This is a genomic window from Chlorogloeopsis fritschii PCC 6912, assembly GCF_000317285.1.
Classification (GTDB): Bacteria; Cyanobacteriota; Cyanobacteriia; order Cyanobacteriales; family Nostocaceae; genus Chlorogloeopsis; species Chlorogloeopsis fritschii.
The window spans coordinates 16,203-32,842 of sequence record NZ_AJLN01000067.1 but is presented as its reverse complement, the minus strand read 5'-3'; the positions used below and the strand labels follow the sequence as shown (position 1 = coordinate 32,842).

At 40.8% G+C, this 16,640-nt stretch carries 16 protein-coding genes and 1 pseudogene; 11 read left to right on the top strand and 6 right to left on the bottom strand.

The window, feature by feature from the left end:
- Window positions 1-3 precede the first annotated feature (3 nt).
- From kaiC to UYC_RS0111885, 3 genes are all read right to left on the bottom strand, one after another.
- Window positions 4-1,572 carry a circadian clock protein KaiC gene (gene kaiC / locus UYC_RS0111895; RefSeq protein ID WP_016878724.1) on the bottom strand — a complete coding sequence of 523 codons (1,569 nt, stop codon included), beginning with the start codon at window positions 1,570-1,572 and terminating at the stop codon, window positions 4-6.
- Between the two features lie 84 nt (window positions 1,573-1,656).
- Window positions 1,657-1,974 (bottom strand): circadian clock protein KaiB, encoded by a 318-nt coding sequence (gene kaiB / locus UYC_RS0111890; protein ID WP_026087735.1) that lies wholly within the window; start codon window positions 1,972-1,974, stop codon window positions 1,657-1,659.
- Between the two features lie 178 nt (window positions 1,975-2,152).
- The gene (locus tag UYC_RS0111885; RefSeq protein ID WP_016878726.1) at window positions 2,153-2,458 is read right to left on the bottom strand and encodes a circadian clock protein KaiA; all 306 of its coding nucleotides are present in this window, start codon (window positions 2,456-2,458) and stop codon (window positions 2,153-2,155) included.
- Between the two features lie 528 nt (window positions 2,459-2,986).
- Here UYC_RS0111885 and UYC_RS39460 point away from each other — a divergent pair.
- From UYC_RS39460 to UYC_RS0111855, 6 genes and pseudogenes are all read left to right on the top strand, one after another.
- Window positions 2,987-3,133 carry a hypothetical protein gene (locus tag UYC_RS39460; RefSeq protein ID WP_157171237.1) on the top strand — a complete coding sequence of 49 codons (147 nt, stop codon included), beginning with the start codon at window positions 2,987-2,989 and terminating at the stop codon, window positions 3,131-3,133.
- A gap of 503 nt (window positions 3,134-3,636) precedes the next feature.
- The gene (locus UYC_RS0111875; protein WP_016878727.1) at window positions 3,637-7,128 is read left to right on the top strand and encodes an ATP-binding response regulator; all 3,492 of its coding nucleotides are present in this window, start codon (window positions 3,637-3,639) and stop codon (window positions 7,126-7,128) included.
- Between the two features lie 133 nt (window positions 7,129-7,261).
- Entirely contained in the window at window positions 7,262-7,744 is a 483-nt protein-coding gene (locus UYC_RS0111870; protein ID WP_016878728.1) for a phosphate-starvation-inducible PsiE family protein, read from the top strand.
- 474 nt (window positions 7,745-8,218) lie between these two features.
- Window positions 8,219-8,638 (top strand): nitrogen fixation protein NifX, encoded by a 420-nt coding sequence (gene nifX, locus UYC_RS0111865; protein ID WP_016878729.1) that lies wholly within the window; start codon window positions 8,219-8,221, stop codon window positions 8,636-8,638.
- A gap of 164 nt (window positions 8,639-8,802) precedes the next feature.
- Window positions 8,803-9,657 (top strand): annotated as a pseudogene (locus UYC_RS35505) (homocitrate synthase); the annotation flags it as partial.
- A 109-nt stretch (window positions 9,658-9,766) separates the two neighbouring features.
- Window positions 9,767-10,102, top strand: a complete 336-nt coding sequence (locus UYC_RS0111855) for a DUF4870 domain-containing protein (RefSeq protein ID WP_026087736.1) — start codon at window positions 9,767-9,769, stop codon at window positions 10,100-10,102.
- Between the two features lie 117 nt (window positions 10,103-10,219).
- Here UYC_RS0111855 and hisD read toward each other — a convergent pair whose 3' ends face one another.
- From hisD to UYC_RS39910, 3 genes are all read right to left on the bottom strand, one after another.
- Window positions 10,220-11,506: a histidinol dehydrogenase gene (gene hisD, locus UYC_RS0111850; RefSeq protein WP_016878732.1), complete on the bottom strand. Its 1,287-nt coding sequence runs from the start codon at window positions 11,504-11,506 to the stop codon at window positions 10,220-10,222.
- Between the two features lie 16 nt (window positions 11,507-11,522).
- Entirely contained in the window at window positions 11,523-11,660 is a 138-nt protein-coding gene (locus UYC_RS39455) for a hypothetical protein (RefSeq protein ID WP_016878733.1), read from the bottom strand.
- A 799-nt stretch (window positions 11,661-12,459) separates the two neighbouring features.
- Window positions 12,460-12,591 carry a hypothetical protein gene (locus tag UYC_RS39910; RefSeq protein ID WP_268744033.1) on the bottom strand — a complete coding sequence of 44 codons (132 nt, stop codon included), beginning with the start codon at window positions 12,589-12,591 and terminating at the stop codon, window positions 12,460-12,462.
- A gap of 54 nt (window positions 12,592-12,645) precedes the next feature.
- Between UYC_RS39910 and UYC_RS0111840 the strand changes: the two genes are divergently transcribed.
- The 5 genes from UYC_RS0111840 to UYC_RS0111820 all read left to right on the top strand — a co-directional run bounded on the left by UYC_RS0111840 (window position 12,646) and on the right by UYC_RS0111820 (window position 16,606).
- Window positions 12,646-13,482, top strand: coding sequence for a sulfite exporter TauE/SafE family protein (locus tag UYC_RS0111840; protein WP_016878734.1), 837 nt, complete (start codon window positions 12,646-12,648; stop codon window positions 13,480-13,482).
- 89 nt (window positions 13,483-13,571) lie between these two features.
- Entirely contained in the window at window positions 13,572-14,111 is a 540-nt protein-coding gene (locus UYC_RS0111835; RefSeq protein WP_016878735.1) for a DUF1634 domain-containing protein, read from the top strand.
- A 763-nt stretch (window positions 14,112-14,874) separates the two neighbouring features.
- A complete protein-coding gene (locus UYC_RS0111830) occupies window positions 14,875-15,234 on the top strand; it encodes a Mo-dependent nitrogenase C-terminal domain-containing protein (protein ID WP_016878736.1) in 360 nt (119 codons plus the stop codon).
- A gap of 21 nt (window positions 15,235-15,255) precedes the next feature.
- Window positions 15,256-15,528 carry a cupin domain-containing protein gene (locus UYC_RS0111825; protein ID WP_016878737.1) on the top strand — a complete coding sequence of 91 codons (273 nt, stop codon included), beginning with the start codon at window positions 15,256-15,258 and terminating at the stop codon, window positions 15,526-15,528.
- A 331-nt stretch (window positions 15,529-15,859) separates the two neighbouring features.
- Complete coding sequence (locus tag UYC_RS0111820; RefSeq protein WP_016878738.1) at window positions 15,860-16,606, top strand: creatininase family protein; 747 nt, start codon at window positions 15,860-15,862, stop codon at window positions 16,604-16,606.
- Window positions 16,607-16,640: the final 34 nt, after the last annotated feature.

Here is a 16,640-nt window from a genome sequence, read left to right as displayed (position 1 = left end):
ATGCTAACTGGAGGTTCCGGAACTATCTTTGTCTTGAAAACTCTTGACTATGCGAGATAGTTCGGCTTTTTCATCGATATTAACGCGGGTAGGTGCTCCACTGACAATTCTTTCATAATTACGGAAAGAATCTTTAATTTCTGGCCCATCAGCTGTTATATTGTACTCGCGAATACCCTTGTCATGCCAAGAGCCGCGCATTTTGAATACATTGATGGCTCGTGCCATTTCTCCACGAATTTCTACATATTGCAACATCAAAATCGTGTCAGTAATCGTAGAGATATGGGAATCGGTAATCGAATGCGATCCCATAAATTGATCTGTTGTATTGGTGAAAAAGCCTGTAATTTCTTCTTGCTTGGCGTAACCAGTGACACCAATCACAAATTGCCGGAATGCATTATTGCTCACACCCCGCGCTAGGGCAGAAAGCGAATCAATGGCTATTCGGGCTGGCTTAAATTCAGCAATCTCTGACTTAATAATTTGCAGGTGATCTTCTAAACCAGTTGATTCGGGATAAGTACAAATAATTTTGAGCAAACCTTGACGTTCTAAATCTTCAAAATCAATTCCCCAAGAGTAAGCGTTGCGCGATAGTTGGGCGCGTGATTCTTCGTAAGCAAAAAGTATTGCCCGTTCGCCACTAGTACAGCCATCTTGTAAAAATTTGCTGACGAGTAATGTCTTGCCAGTACCTGTGGCTCCTGTGGCTAAAATTATCGAATCTTTAAAGAAACCACCACCACACATTTCATCTAATGTCTTCACTCCAGAAGATACCCGCACGTTCGAGGATCTTTGAGTCAAGCGCATTGCTCCCAGTGGGAAAATATTGACTCCTTCGTTAGTAATGGTGAAGGGATACTCGCCCTTCATGTGTGTCGTACCGCGCAACTTCAGGATTTCCATTGTGCGGCGACGGCGCTCCCCTTCTAAAACATTACGGACAATGACCACATTATCAGAGACAAATTCTTCTACTCCATAACAGGCAACAGGCCCGTATTCTTCTGTGCGTTCTGTAGTAATGATAGTGGTAACATTGAGTTGTTTAAGCCTTGCTACCAAACGAAAAATTTCTCGTCGCACTACTCCTACTGCTTCGTATTGCTGGAATACTGCTGTAATTGAGTCGATCGAAACTCGTTTGGCTTTGTACTTGCGGATTGCGTACTGCAAACGCTCTATGAGCGCCGAAAGGTCGAAGTTGCCAACGATATCTTGCCCTTCAGGATCGGGAGACGCATCGAGAATAAACAACTTTCCTTCCTCGATCAGACGTTGTAAGTCCCAACCAAAAATATGAGCGTTTTTAATGATATCATTGGGGGACTCTTCAAAAGTGACAAAAACCCCTGGGTCATCAAAATAGCTGATACCGTTGTAAAGAAACTGAAGAGAAAATAAAGTTTTGCCAGTTCCAGAGGTACCGCTGACTAGGGTTGTTCTGCCTACAGGTAATCCGCCATGACTGATATCGTCAAAGCCTTCGATCATTGTACGAATTTTCTCTACACCCTCAAGTAACGGTGTGTGATTCTTCTCTGGTTGGTCGTTTTCTCTCATTGTTGTAGACTTTTACAAATGGGAATTCAACCCAGTTATTATATTAATAAAAATTGAAGTCTATTTTGAACTATCTTGTATAGCCTATTCTTGGAATTGTTCTTCTTCAGACAATTCTTCATACAGTAAATCTAACCCAATTAGCACTCTTTCTCTGTCTGAGAGGTCACCGATAATTTTCCGAACGGGTGGAGGTAAGATTTTTGATAATGTTGGTGTGGCTAAGATTTTATCTTCCTCTGCTAATTGTGGACTTTTGAGCACGTCGATCACCTTGAGAGCATAAATGCCTTGAAATTCTTGATCTAATATGTTCTTGAGTGTTTTTAATGCCCTGACAGAGTTGGGGGTGTTCCCTGCCACATACAGCTTGAGAACGTAAGTTTTTCTGACCTTATTCATATCGATGGTGTAGGCTGGAGGTAAGGTTGTAACAATATGATATTATCGGCAATCCTATAGTCAGGATGGCTGTAAGATGGGATATCAAAATAATGTTTTTGGTTTTATAATTAATTTTTTAGCTTTTTTCGCTGCAATCTTTTTATATCAACACTCATCCATGCCGCTCGCAAACAGGCTATTTAGGAAGCGATCGCCTATATAGTTCACACAGATGAGCTAAGATATCGATTAATGTCAAACGGTAATCTAGCAAGGTTTCGTCGCTTCGTCCTTCTAATTTTAGCTGTTTGGAAAATTCGTCAATTAGCTCCATATGTATTTCGATAATTTGCGGCACAGGAATATTAGCACAAAATACTGCATTGATAAATTTATCAATTTTTTCTTGCAAATTTTTGTCTGTGGTAAAGTAATTTATGAGAATTTCACGGTAATCTGATTTGATTTGCTGTAAAAATGCCTGGTGATCGGCTTTTATCATTTCTTGAAATATTTACTGCTGTTCTGACTGATGGCATCTAAACTACACACGAAATAGGAACGAGAAAAATTTTCACTCAATGTTATTGGCAACCACTTCAGGATACGGTAAATTTGAAAAATTGTAGTGGTAGCAACATCTCAAACGCAAAACTTTAGCATCTGCCAAGTAATTTTCTCAACATAACCTCCAAGAAAAACCTACCCACTGATTAATGAAACTAGTGTTACCCAAATTTTTCTAGTAGCATCCGGTTGAAGAATCTTGATCGGGAACACATAACATAGTATTTATATATTTTAAACAGAGTTACATCGTCCTCCTTTGCTTAAGGCAATTTTAAATTCGTAAAAAAAGTATGCAATCAATTTAGACACCGCTTCTGCTAGTCCAAGTAGGTGCTAGGGTCAATGTGTGAAGTTATTTAAAGCTTTTTAGCTTTAATAACAAATTGTAAACTAAATATTAACAAATATTGCCCTACTGTTGAGCACAAGCATTTAATCAGTCTTTGAGGAGGTGTTGGACATGAAGAAAATGCTTCTTTTGGGGCGATCGCTGAGGAATGTTGTGCAGATAGGAACTTGCCTGCTAACACAAATTGCAGTCTGGGTGCTACATTCGCTAGCTACTCTGAAATTGACACCTTCATATCTATCCAAATATATATTTTGACTTTGACTCCTTGATAAGATACTTAAACGAAGTTAAATGTTTGTCGCATTCTAAATCATTATAATTCCTAAAGGTTCTAAAGCGAATATTTAGAGCCATAATTGGTTTAGCTGTCGCTATCTTAAAGAAGAGTTTTAACACCAGAAAGACACTGGTGAACAGGAGGCTCTCGTTGTGGCGGTAATTACCGTTCTTTGTGAACTACCTTGGCTAAAAGGTAGCTTTTCAATAGATCCCTCAGGGAAATTCCCACAGTGTAGGGCAACTTAGCCTCCGGAACTTCTAAGCGGTAAAACCAAATGCCGTTGCTGGAAAAACTTGATAGTTGCAACCAGCATACTTTACGAAGGTAATGTACAAAGTGTCGCAATTGTGACAAATATCACCTAGCTCCTGCACAATTTGAGGATATAGGTTGAGGTGCAAAAAACCACACACCATACTGGCAGCTTGGTAATGCTGGATGCTTCCGCAGGAAGAATGACCCCTGAAGCCCTATGTCAATGCTAAAGTACCCGCTTTATGAATTTATCGCTACCGCACCCAGCTGTGTAGAAACTACTACTTTAAAAATAGTGCTGGGAATTTTTGAGCAAGAGCAGTGCGAGCGCTTGGTAGTTTTAAATGAGCAGCAATGCCCTATAGGGTTAGTTTATTCTAGGCGTTTGCTCACCGCACTTTTAGCAGCAGATCCAGCAGAGCGCAAAGGTGTTGGGTTGATTGAGTTGCAGGAGCCTCTTGCCAAATGGCACTCAACTTTAATTGAGCCAGTAAAAACATTACCAGCTACGTGGAGTATTGAGCAGTTGAACTGGTTTGTGCGATCGCAACAAAGCCAGAATCATCCTAACTTAGATTGGGCACTAATTGACTCAAATGGCAAGTTTTTGGGACTAGTAGACAGTTTGCGGCTCTTGCAATTTTTAGCGAAGCAGAGAGTAAAACTTCAGCCTGACGAAAGTAAGCTTTCTGGTATCCACTCTGGCACAGACAACAGAGCAAAAGATTCCTCTTGGGTAGCTTCCTCCAAGGTAAAATCCCGTCGTCGCAAGCTAGCTACAGAACAAGCTACCCTGCGGGAAGCACAAGCTGCACCTGTGATACCAGAATCGAGAACACCAGTACACCAACCATTGGTACAGTTGTTGGAAAGGTTGCCGTGGCCTTTGATGTTGCAAACTAGTACTGGTGAGGTAGTCACACAAAATCCGGCTTGGTGGCAGCAATTAGGAGTTCTAAAAGATCCAGAAGGAGTAAGGCAACAAGTAGAAGCAATCCTCACTCCCGCTGTTGTGAGAAAACCTGAATATACAACTGCCAAAGTCATAAGTAGTACAACTACTAAGCCAAATGACAGTTACTATCAAGCACAACCTACAGCCATCCCATTTCTGGCATCAGATAGTGACAACACAGTAGTGCGATCGAAACTAACTACACCAGATGCCAATACCTTACACGATCTACCTCCACACCTATCTACCCCACGGGATGCAACCGATGCGTCTACGAACTCAAATCGCTGCTTTTTAGATAGTCAGCAGGGTACTTGTACGTGTGTTGTGGAAGTGCAAAGTGGGCAAGAGCGAGTTTGGCAATTTGCCAAAATTCCCTTAGATAGCCCTGATTTAAAAACTATAAGCTCTGAGCCAGGCATAGTGACAAGCACTGACTTATGGCTGATGCTGGCAACAGATGTAACTGAACAGCAACAACTCAGCAAAGAACTAGCAGCGAAAAATGCCGATTTAATTCAACTAAATCGTCTAAAAGACGAATTTTTAGCCTGTATTAGTCATGAACTAAAGACTCCTCTCACGGCAGTTTTAGGATTATCGCGGTTGTTGGTAGATCAGCAATTAGGAAAACTCAATGAAAGGCAAGCGCGTTATGCTGGGCTAATTCATCAAAGCGGACGCCATCTGATGAGTGTGGTCAATGATATCTTAGACTTGACCCGCATGGAAAGCGGACAGATGGAGCTAATGCTGGCAGGTGTTAACATTCGCACGGTATGCGATCGCGCCCTATCAGAAGCCAAAGCGATGCATACCCAAAGCCGCAAAACTACAGTTGCCCCCCCAACACCAACAACTGCCAAAGAACACCAATTTACCCTCTCAATTGAACCAGGTTTAGAAGAAATTGTCGCAGACGAATTTCGCCTCCGGCAGATGTTAGTACACCTGCTTTCCAATGCCTTTAAATTTACCGAAACAGGAGGTGACATTGGAGTGCGGGTGAACCGCTGGGAAGGTTGGGTTGCCTTCACAGTTTGGGATACGGGTATTGGTATTCCCGAACACCAGCAACATTTAATCTTTCAAAAATTCCAACAATTAGAAAATCCCCTCACCCGTCAGTTTGAAGGAACTGGTTTGGGATTGGTATTAACCAGGGCTTTGGCTCGTCTCCACGGTGGTGATGTGAGCTTTTTATCTCGTGAAGGACAAGGTAGTCAGTTTACTTTGTTATTACCGCCCACTCCTCCACACAAAATCGGAGCAGGAGAGCATAGCCATGAAATTGCCACAGAAAGTAGTTATTATCCGCCCCCAGCTCTCAACCCACTCGCCCCCACCGCAAATCCCCATTCCTTAGTTTCCACTTCTCCAACCAATCGCAACAGTTTGATTTTGATTGTGGAGGCAGTAGCCCGATATATTGAAGATTTAACCGAACCACTAACAGCTTTGGGATATCGAGTCGTCATCGCGCGATCGGGATGTGAGGCAGTAGAAAAAGCTCGCCGCCTGCAACCGAAAGCAATATTCCTCAATCCATTACTACCTTTGCTTTCGGGTTGGGATGTACTCACCTTACTCAAATCTGATAGTCTAACTCGCAGCATACCCGTGATTGTGACGGCAACAGCAGCCGAAAAAGAACAAGCATTTGCCAATCGTGCTGATGGTTTTCTGAGTTTGCCAGTACAGCAGCAAGTTTTGACACCGTTGTTAGAAAGTTTGTGTACCATCCCAGAACCAAAGCCGCAAAATACAGTTCATGAAGCTACAGTTGATAACACACCACTGCGAATTCTCAGATTAGTTAATCATCAAGGAGATGCTTTAAATTTCCACCCGTTTTTACAGCAGCACCGGGTAATAGAAGTAGATGACATTGAACAGGCAGAACTTTTAGCTAGGGTTTGGCAATTCGATGTAGTGTTACTAGATGCAGAAATGCCAACAGCAGAAACTTGCTTGCAAAAACTCAAAGCTAATCCTCGTTTGGCATCGCTGCCACTGGTAACCTGTGATGTAGCTACTACCCAAGTAGCTTCTCAAGTAGCCGGATTATCAGTATTTCCTTGCTTAACACAACACAGCGCAGACAACAGTAATAACGACAAACAAGTAGATACTTTGTTGTCTGTATTACAAATTGCAGCTAGTATATGCTGTCCTCCCAGTATCTTAGTGGTGGATTTGGCACTATTGCCTGATTTACCAGACACCAAGTACAAACGGGCAGCCAGTAGGGATGGCTACAACAGGGGTAGTGTGGGAGCATCGGCAAAGTTAGATAGCGATCGCTCTGGCAAAGGTGCTTCCTTGGGGGAGTTAACAGCAGACGAAAACACCCCTTTTCCTAGCCAAAGTCTAAAATCTCCAACTATCTCTCGCGGATCGGAGTGGTTCCAAGCTTTGATTCAGTATTTGCAAACCGCTGGGCTGAAAGCGACAATGGGGCGTTCTTGGGCAGAATTACTACAACAGCTGCGCCACGAAAGCGTTGACTTATTGCTAATTTGCTTGGGAGAAACCAAGACACGAAAAGAGGTATTTTCAGCACTCAAGGCATTGGGGCAATTACCTTTTAAGTTGCCACCAGTGTTAGTACTCGATCAGCGACGCAATCCCGACATCTCCGACGAAGGTTCTCTAGAAAATTTGGTAGGTGCGATCGCAAGCCAAATTCTTCCCCGCTCGGTATCTATGGAAGATTTATTAAACCATATCAATCAAGCTTTAAGTACCAAAAGTAGGTAATAGGGAACGGGGTACAGGGTACAGGTAAATTTAAAATCTTTAAGCAAAGCAAAATTAGTTTCTCCTGAAACTAATTTTAAATTTTGAATTGCCTATCATGGAACTGGACGAAACGAGACTGTCCGGAGATGCCATGCCAAAACGGCTAATTACAGGGTTAAATAGTTGGTTTCAGCGAGATAGAATTGTCAGTAATCTCGTCATTTTTCAAGATATTATTGTTATCTCTCTCTGCCTTGGTTTATTCTGTGTGATGCTGATCCGGCTGGTAGATATGTTCTTCTCTCTTTTGCATCCACTAGATTTAAGGCAAGTAACATCTGATATCTTGTTTATTTTGATTCTAGTAGAGTTATTTCGCTTGTTAATTGATTACTTACAAGAGCAGCAAATTTCTGTAGTCGCAGCAGTAGAAATCACGATTGTTTCTGCTTTAAGAGAAGTGATTTTACGTGGTGTACTTGAAATCCCCCGCGACCAAATTTTTGGAATATCTGTATTTTTAATAGTATTAGGAGTAATTTTAATTGCGATACCTTGGATGTCTCGCTTTTTTGAACACGTCAAAATTACTCACCCTGAGATTTCTGAAGAACCAACACAATTAACGTCATAGATGTAGTTGTTACTAAGTAATTACCACCGTAAAGATATCAAATTATTTTAATATCTTGGTAGGTAATAACTTTCTAAATGACTGTGAAAAACAGTAAAATTTGTAGCTGCAAAATAATTACAACCAATTCGGTAACTGATATCTTACACGCCTATGTAAAAGTCACCAGGCGGTAGCCCACTACCCTCGTTACCAGGTTGAACTTGGTAATGAGAATTAGAGCCTCTGGCTCTTGTTAAAGATGTACAAGATGTCAGGTAATCATCCGATTAAATAAGACTTGCAGTATGTAATTAATAGTAATAGAAGCGAAAATTTATGCGGTAGTTACCACCACAGAATAAATTGAGCCTAAGATTAAAAGTAGAATCTGAAAGCAACTACTCTATTAGAGGAGTTTTTCTTCGGGAATCTGGCTGTTGTAAATGCCGATGTACTGCTCATAACTCCTAACTTAAGGAGAGGAACATAAAGATGAAAATTGCCTTCGCAACAACTGACCGGATTAACGTAAATGCTCACTTTGGCTGGGCACAGGAAATAGATGTTTATGAAATCTCAGCATCTGGGTATAATTTTGTAGAAACTCTCAAGTTTGATGGTAAATCTAAAAAATTAGAAGTAGAATCTCAGCAAGATGAAAGTAAAATAAAAACAAATAAAGATAGTGAAAGTGATGACAAAGTAGCAGCTAAACTTGAGGCATTAGCTGATTGTGCAATTGTTTATGTTGCGTCTATTGGAGGTATTCCTGCTGCTAAATTAATCAAACAAGGTGTGATGCCAGTACGACCACATTCCGAACAAGAAGATATTGCTTTTATTCTCAATAAATTAGTGCAAACTTTGCAAGGAAATCCGCCTCCGTGGTTGCGTAAAGCTCTACAAAAATAACAGTTATTAGTCATTTGTAACAAACACAAATGACTTAGTTCTCGTTACCAGATTGAACCTGGTAACGAGGGTTTGTGGGCTGCCGCTTCTAGGCTGTTGGTAGGAGATTTGATGTGAATGGAACAAAGGCAAAGCGCGGAGAATCTATAAGGGGCATTCGAGCAATGAATCAAGTTCTCATTAATGACACAACTCTGCGTGATGGCGAACAAGCAGCTGGCGTTGCCTTTAATTTAAATGAAAAAGTGGCGATCGCGTCTCTTCTCGATGCGATCGGCATTCACGAGTTAGAAGTCGGAATTGCAGCGATGGGTGGGGAAGAGCAGCGAGCCATAGCCACCATTTGTAACTTGGGTTTGCGAACCCAACTGCTTGGCTGGAATCGCGCCGTAATTTCAGATATTCAAGCTTCTATTGCTTGTAGTTTGCAGCGAGTACATATTTCCATTCCTGTTTCAGAAATCCAAATTACTGCTAAATTTCAAGGACAGTGGCAAGTAGTTTTGCAAAAACTCAAAAATAGTATCAGCTTTGCCTGCGATCGAGGGCTGTTTGTATCCGTCGGTGGAGAAGATTCTTCTAGAGCCGATGAAAATTTCCTCCTAGATCTAGCGCTTTACGCCCAACAATGGGGTGCGTCGCGGTTTCGCTTCTGCGATACGGTAGGTATTCTCGATCCTTTCACGACTTATGCGAAAGTGAAGCGATTGGCGATCGCATTATCGATACCAATAGAAATGCACACCCACAATGATTTTGGCATGGCAACTGCTAATGCCCTAGCCGGAATCAAAGCCGGAGCCTTATCAATAAATACAACGGTAAACGGATTAGGCGAGAGAGCCGGAAATGCTGCATTGGAAGAAGTAGTCATGGCTCTAAAATGCATTCATGGTATGGATTTAGGTATTGACACTCCTAGTTTGTTGAAAATATCTAAACTTGTGGCATTGGCATCAGGTTGCAGTGTACCCGCTTATAAGGCAATTGTTGGTAAAAATACCTTTGAATTCCCATCTCAATTTCTACAGCCAGAATATCTTCTAACAGAATGAGGGCAACCAAAATTTCAATAGTTAGGATTGGAGGATAATAAGAAAATTTTGAATGATTAATAGCTTATTAATTATGGAAGATTACACTAAACGCAAGCTTTTATCAGCACTATGTCATGGAGCAATATTTTTTAGCTCATTGATTGTGTCTATAGGTATACCCATTGCTATTTTGTTAATCAGTAATGATTCTGTAATTAAAGCAAATGCAAGAGAATCTCTAAATTTTCACATCAACCTTTACATTTATGGGATTATATTTGGATTGCTGGTTTTTATTGGTGTTGGTATTCCCTTGCTGATTATATTGTGGATTGTTAGTTTAATCATGCCAATTATTGCTATTATCAGAGTTCTCAGCGAGCCTGAGGTACCCTACCGCTATCCGTTTATTTTTCGCTTGGTATAGTAGATGCGAACAGTTTAGTTTATACAGCTTTATTTCAGCGATCGCTTCCATCCAACCCATTAAATAAAGATTGCCCTATTTTGGCAAATGGCAGACTTAGAGCGATCGCCGTGAAAGTTAGTTTTCTTTTAAGCGTATAGCTACACTACCTGCATGAGCAGGCAATCCTTCTGATTCTGCAAGGGTAATGGCTGCCTCACCTATGCTGTGTAGTGCTTGTTCATCACATTGTAAATAGGTAATTCGCTTGACAAAATCATAAACACTTAAGCCAGAGGCAAAGCGAGCAGAACGTGCAGTAGGTAATACATGATTCGGCCCGCCTACGTAATCACCGATCGCTTCTGGAGTATGGCGTCCTAAAAACATACTGCCAGCACATTTAATCTGGTTAGCTAGTAATTGGGGAGCGTCTACACATAATTCCACATGCTCTGGTGCCAACTGATTGAGAAGGGGAATACTTTCTTCTAAGTTGCTCACAATTATTACCGCACCATGCTTTTCCCAACTTGTGCTTGCGACTTCTTTGGTAGGCAAGTTTGTCAGAACTTCTCCAACAGCAGCTATTACCTTTTGAGCAAAGCTTTCCGAATCAGTAATCAAAATTGATTGAGCGCTAGGATCGTGTTCCGCTTGCGACAGCAAATCCCAAGCAATCCAATCTGGATTATTCTTACTATCTGCTACCACAAGAATTTCTGAAGGCCCAGCAATGCTATCAATACCAACTCTGCCAAAGACTTGCCGTTTAGCTTCCGCAACGTAAGCGTTACCAGGGCCGACAATTTTATCTACAGGAGCAATACTTTCTGTACCATAGGCTAGGGCTGCCACTGCTTGTGCTCCACCAATACAGTATATTTCCGTAATCCCCGCAACTTCGGCAGCAGCTAATACTACAGGATTAATCTCACCACGCGGCATTGGCACTGTCATTACGATCCGCTCTACTCCGGCAATCTTAGCAGGCAGAGCATTCATCAGCAGAGAACTTGGATAGCTTGCCCGTCCACCAGGTACGTAAATTCCCACTGTCGGCAGTGCTACCCACTTTAATCCCAATTTCACTCCCACCGCATCAGTGTAAGCAATATTTTGAGGTAGCTGTTTTTCATGAAAAGTAGCAATTCGTTCTGCTGCTACTTCTAGTGCAGACTTGACGTTGGCAGGGCATTGTGCCGCTTGTTCGGCAATAAAAGTTTCGCTCAGACGAAAGGACTGGGGATTGAAATTGTCAAAGCGGCTAGTATATTCTTTTACTGCTGCATCTTTGCGCACTCTGACATCAGCGATAATATCTCGTACTGTCCCACTGACATCAACCGTCGCTTCCCTTCGCTCATTCACAAATGCTTGGAATTTGGTAGAAAAATCTTGGTCGGTAGTTTTCAGTATTTGCATGGACAGTTTCTCTAAACTAGGGGCGTTCTACTAGTGTAGTGGGTTGTGTTGCAAAAACTCGTTTAGAGAATGAAAATTCTGCTCTAACTATTTTCAGAGCTGCTTTATCTACCCAAGTTAAAGTTGCTTGCACAATGTCTAATGAGTTAATCATAATTCCTGACAACCCCACATCAGTTAAATTAGCAAAATTATCATTGAGGCGATCGCTGCCTTTGTCGCCACTAATATTGATGACATTATTTGTACTATTGTTATTTTTTTCACAGCTAAATACTCATTTTGACCACCGAAATATTTTAGTCAGTGAGTATCTTGATTTTGCCGCCATTATTGTTGTCGCTTACCAAAATTTTTTGGTGTTTTAATAGTACCAAGAGCCTGGATATAAATATTAAGAATATTACCTATTGTAATTGGGATTAAGCAATTACTAAATCAAGAATATAGAAAACACAGAAGTTCAATCTGTTAATACTAATTTAAAGCTGTCTGCTAACAGTCAATTTATACTAAATTTTATCAAAACAGAATTCAGAAGCCAGAAGCCATAATAAATTATTCATTTTGAATTCTGTAGTCTTCTTCAATTGAATGTGAATTTACAACCTAAACAGGACAAATGCTACTTGTTTACCGGGTATTATTTATAACCATTTTGAGAATTTAAAATACATTTATATATTGTATATGTTGGTGTGAAATTTATATAAATAAATCTTAGTAAATCCGATGGGGTTAACGGTCATTTAAAATTATTAATAAAACCTCAAAAATATTTGTGTCCGACTATTGATTATGTAAAGTACTTGAAATAGTATTTACTTTGTGGTGAAAAATAAAATAAGCTATTTGCACATTGAGAAAAAGATAGATGAAATTGTGTCTATATAGATTTCTTTGGTTTATAAAGACTAATCAATTCACGCTCAACTTGGCAACATGAATAAAACCTAACGCATCAACAAGCGATCGCAGAGTTTCTGCTTTGTTACAACAACAATTTCATGCCTACCAACTACTAACCACTGTACGAGCGGGTTTAGAAGATAAATAGTTTGTTTCAACCGAAAAATTATCAGCAAAACCCGCCTCTACTATCCACTATCCACTGACTACTGACTAAAGAGGTATGAAATTTGAACATCCTAGAATTCTCTTTATTAGTTTGGCTGGGATCTTTCAGTGCAGGCTTTGTTGGGGCACTGACAGGCTTGGGAGGAGGAGTTGTCATTGTTCCTCTGCTAACTTCTGTATTTGGTGTTGATATTCGCTACGCTGTAGGTGCTTCACTCGTTTCTGTCATTGCTACAAGTGCTGGTGCAGCCTCAACTTATATTAAAAAAGGCTTTGCTAATCTACACTTGGGAATGTTTTTAGAAGTGGCAACAACGATTGGGGCAATATTTGGTGCTTTAATTGCGACATTTGTTTCTGTCAAAGCATTAACTATTGTCCTGGTAATTGTTCTACTTTACTCTGCTTATCTTTCAGGGCAACCCAAGCTAGAAAATCCAGAAAACGACACAATCGATCCTCTGGCTGATTACCTCCAACTCAACAGTACTTATCCCACACCTGAAGGTGTAATGTTTTATCAAGTTCATGCTGTGCCAGCTGGATTTACCGTAATGTTGGTTGCTGGAGTCATTTCTGGATTACTGGGAATTGGTTCAGGAGCGTTTAAAGTCCTAGCAATGGATCAAATTATGCGTATTCCCTTCAAAGTTTCGACTACCACAAGCAATTTTATGATTGGTGTTACTGCCGCAGCATCAGCAGGAGTTTATCTCGCCCGTGGTTACATTGATCCAGGGTTATCTATGCCAGTGATGTTAGGAATATTGCCTGGTGCATTTTTAGGAGCAAGAGTTCTAGTTGGAGCAAAAACGCAGATATTAAGACTTGTCTTTAGTCTGGTATTGGTATCAATGGCTGCAAAAATGGTTTATCAAAATTTCGCTGGGGGAATGTAAGCAATTCAAACTTTAACATCTAAAAACAGCAGTGTTGAAAAGCGACTGGGCAGACTGCACTAGGTAATTGCAATTGAAAACAGTTGAGTATGTTTAAATTAAATTCTAATCTGTTGTCAACTTCTATACAGCCAGATAGTCAAGTTATTTCCTTACCATTACAGCTACAAAATACTAACTCTGATATCAATACATTAGCCAAGCCAAGTCTTGAAAGTACAGACACCAAATTTGACGCTGAAAGTCAACAATCGCGGATAATACAGAATTCACAACCACTCAGTATTTTACTAAGTTATCTGCTGAAATATGGTGTTTTGCTTGCTAGTAGTGTGGTGTTATTTGGTGGCATACTCTATTTGTTACAACATGGGGCTGAACCCGTTCATTACCAATTTTTTTACGGTGAACCATCCGAGTTTTGTTCTCCTACTGGTGTTGTAACAGCAGTTTTGTCTGGTAGTCGTCGTGGCATAATTCAACTGGGATTGTTATTGCTGGTAGCTACACCAATTTTGCGGGTAGTAGTTTCTCTGCTGTTTTTTGTTAAACAACGCAACTGGATTTACGTGACAATTACCACCTTAGTACTGACTGCTTTAATTTACAGTCTTGTAGGAGCTTACTAGTGAATCCTACCACAGCAAATCAAAGATTATGGTGTGGGCTGTCAACCTCACAACAAGACATTCCTGCTTAATTGGTTGCGTCTAGACTTGCGTCTGCGACAACGATACTTCCACAGGCAGTTTGACTGCGAGTTCCGCAGCTAGCTGCAAGTCTGTGCCTCCCGCCGCCAAATCAAACGATTATGTCGAGGGAATTACTGCTCCCCAAACCCCACACTAGTTAAAAATTTCCAGGCGGTTTTCTAGTATCTTCTACTAAATGTTCTGACTATCTACTCAGTTTTTGAAACTGATTACAACTCTTGATTAATCCTTATTTCAACAGGTAAGATGTCCATGTTTTTTATTAGTTAGTTTAAAGTTCATAATTACTTGTATTTATTAAATTATGGTAATTTCTACTATTAGATAAACTAAATCGTAACTTTTTGTAACGCAGGTAACATTTTATAGGAGAGTGAATACTCTAAAATCAACATTCGTCACAGGCTCTTCCTAGTGAAATGTTGCCATAGATGGAGAAAAATCCTGCTTTTACCCGTAAAAGTACATCCCTGGGTACTGTTGAATTTCAGGTAAACAATTTACATTCAAGATAGGTGATGGATATGTGAAATATTAGAAATCAATAATTGTAAAAGTGACAATTTAAGATTTTATTTGTTATTTTGTACTTAACTGAACAATTCTTCATAGTTCAGCAAGATTTAATAGCAATAGAACAGAAATGCCAATTATCCATTAATTGGAGGGGAGAATTATTATGCTTAAAGTCAACAATCAAAAGATTATTTTCTCAGCTTTTATTAATCCCACTGTAGAAAGCCATAGATTAGCAAATAAAAACCAATTGATTAAGCCTAAATATGACTTGCTACAACCACTGCGTCAATGGCTAGACTCATTCGATATTGAAAATCGTCAATTGGCAAAATTTATCGCTCAACTGATTCCTGCTCAGTGTCCGTTTGAGCGGGATATTATTCTATTTGGTCGCAAAATTGCCCACATTCCCCCCTTGTGTAAACTCAATCCATTTTACGATCAGTTTGTAGGCTTGCGTTTTCGCGCTTTGTGTTATTTAGTAGATCATTGTGGTGAAGATATTCAGTCTTACTGTTGAATACAACTGAGAACACAAAGCATGGAAATTAAAATTGAGCGTCAGCCCAGTCAAGAACAGCTTCATGAATTGAGTGTATCCAAATGGGGAATCTGGCAAAAAGAAGTCTCAAAATTTCCTTGGACTTATGACACTCAAGAAACTTGCTACTTTTTAGAAGGTGATGTAACAGTTACTCCTGATGGCGGGCAACCAGTGCAGATGGGCAAAGGTGATTTGGTAACTTTTCCTGCTGGTATGTCCTGCACGTGGGAAATTAGAAGTGATGTTAAAAAGCATTATTGTTTTGGTTAGTTATTAGTCATTTGTCATTGGTTCGTTGGTAGGGGCGGGTTTTGCCAATCATCTTGACGTTCAACAGATAATTTATCTTCTAAACCCGCACGGCAGTTGCTACAACGCGGGAAACCCGACGCCAGGTGCTACCCTGCGGGAAGCCGCCCTTCGGGCGTCTACAAGTCGGCAAAGCGCAAGGGCGCACTGGCTCCACAACGCGCTGCCTCCCGTACAGTGGATAGTGGTTAGTTGTTCTCCCTATCTCTTCTGCTCCTGGTGCCCCTTTGAGTATCGTAGTAGCGTGATGGTGACTACAATATGAAAGCGTTTCATAAATAGGTCGGCATCAATGTTACTGCATTTGAGTACTTGGCAAGAAGTAGAAACATATCTGCAACAATCTGGTGGTATTATTATTCCGATTGGTTCTACAGAACAACACGGCCCAACAGGATTAATTGGTACTGATGCGATTTGTGCAGAAGCGATCGCTCGTGGTGTGGGTGAAACAACCCAGGCAATAGTTGCTCCCACAATCAATGTAGGAATGGCACTACATCATACAGCTTTTCCCGGCACAATCAGTCTGCGTCCTAGCACTATGATTCAGGTAGTGCGAGATTACATCACCTGTTTAGCTAAAGCTGGCTTTTCCAAGTTCTACTTCATTAATGGACACGGTGGCAACATCGCCACGCTGAAAGCTGCTTTCTCTGAAACTTACGCACATTTAGATGATTTGCAGATTCCAAACGCCCACAAGGTGCAATGCCAAGTTGCTAACTGGTTTATGTGCAGTTCGGTATACAAGCTAGCAAAAGAATTATACGGCGATCAAGAAGGCTCCCATGCGACGCCAAGTGAAGTAGCCCTCACTCAGTATGTTTATCCAGAGGCGATTAAGCAAGCACCCCTTTCCTCTGAAGTTGGCAGTGGGCATAGAATTTATGGTGCTAAAGACTTTCGCCAGTACTACCCAGATGGCAGAATGGGTTCAAATCCTGCCTTGGCAACACCCGAACACGGCAAGCAGTTTTATGAATTGGCAGTGAAAGAACTTAGTAATGGGTATTTGGAGTTTTTGAGTGCAGAATAATTGTTAGTGAGGGAATTGGGTGTGAGGCTCCCAA

Excerpts from the sequence above, each read along its gene's own strand:
- nifX (WP_016878729.1), top strand. The coding sequence starts at position 8,219 with ATGAAAATTGCCTTCGCAACAACTGACCGGATTAACGTAAATGCTCAC.
- UYC_RS0111835 (WP_016878735.1), top strand. The coding sequence starts at position 13,572 with ATGTTTAAATTAAATTCTAATCTGTTGTCAACTTCTATACAGCCAGAT.
- hisD (WP_016878732.1), bottom strand. The coding sequence starts at position 11,506 with ATGCAAATACTGAAAACTACCGACCAAGATTTTTCTACCAAATTCCAA.
- kaiC (WP_016878724.1), bottom strand. The coding sequence starts at position 1,572 with ATGAGAGAAAACGACCAACCAGAGAAGAATCACACACCGTTACTTGAG.
- UYC_RS0111870 (WP_016878728.1), top strand. The coding sequence starts at position 7,262 with ATGCCAAAACGGCTAATTACAGGGTTAAATAGTTGGTTTCAGCGAGAT.
- UYC_RS0111855 (WP_026087736.1), top strand. The coding sequence starts at position 9,767 with ATGGAAGATTACACTAAACGCAAGCTTTTATCAGCACTATGTCATGGA.
- UYC_RS0111875 (WP_016878727.1), top strand. The coding sequence starts at position 3,637 with ATGCTAAAGTACCCGCTTTATGAATTTATCGCTACCGCACCCAGCTGT.
- UYC_RS0111820 (WP_016878738.1), top strand. The coding sequence starts at position 15,860 with ATGTTACTGCATTTGAGTACTTGGCAAGAAGTAGAAACATATCTGCAA.
- UYC_RS39455 (WP_016878733.1), bottom strand. The coding sequence starts at position 11,660 with ATGATTAACTCATTAGACATTGTGCAAGCAACTTTAACTTGGGTAGAT.
- UYC_RS0111830 (WP_016878736.1), top strand. The coding sequence starts at position 14,875 with ATGCTTAAAGTCAACAATCAAAAGATTATTTTCTCAGCTTTTATTAAT.
- UYC_RS39460 (WP_157171237.1), top strand. The coding sequence starts at position 2,987 with ATGAAGAAAATGCTTCTTTTGGGGCGATCGCTGAGGAATGTTGTGCAG.
- UYC_RS0111885 (WP_016878726.1), bottom strand. The coding sequence starts at position 2,458 with ATGATAAAAGCCGATCACCAGGCATTTTTACAGCAAATCAAATCAGAT.
- UYC_RS0111825 (WP_016878737.1), top strand. The coding sequence starts at position 15,256 with ATGGAAATTAAAATTGAGCGTCAGCCCAGTCAAGAACAGCTTCATGAA.
- kaiB (WP_026087735.1), bottom strand. The coding sequence starts at position 1,974 with ATGAATAAGGTCAGAAAAACTTACGTTCTCAAGCTGTATGTGGCAGGG.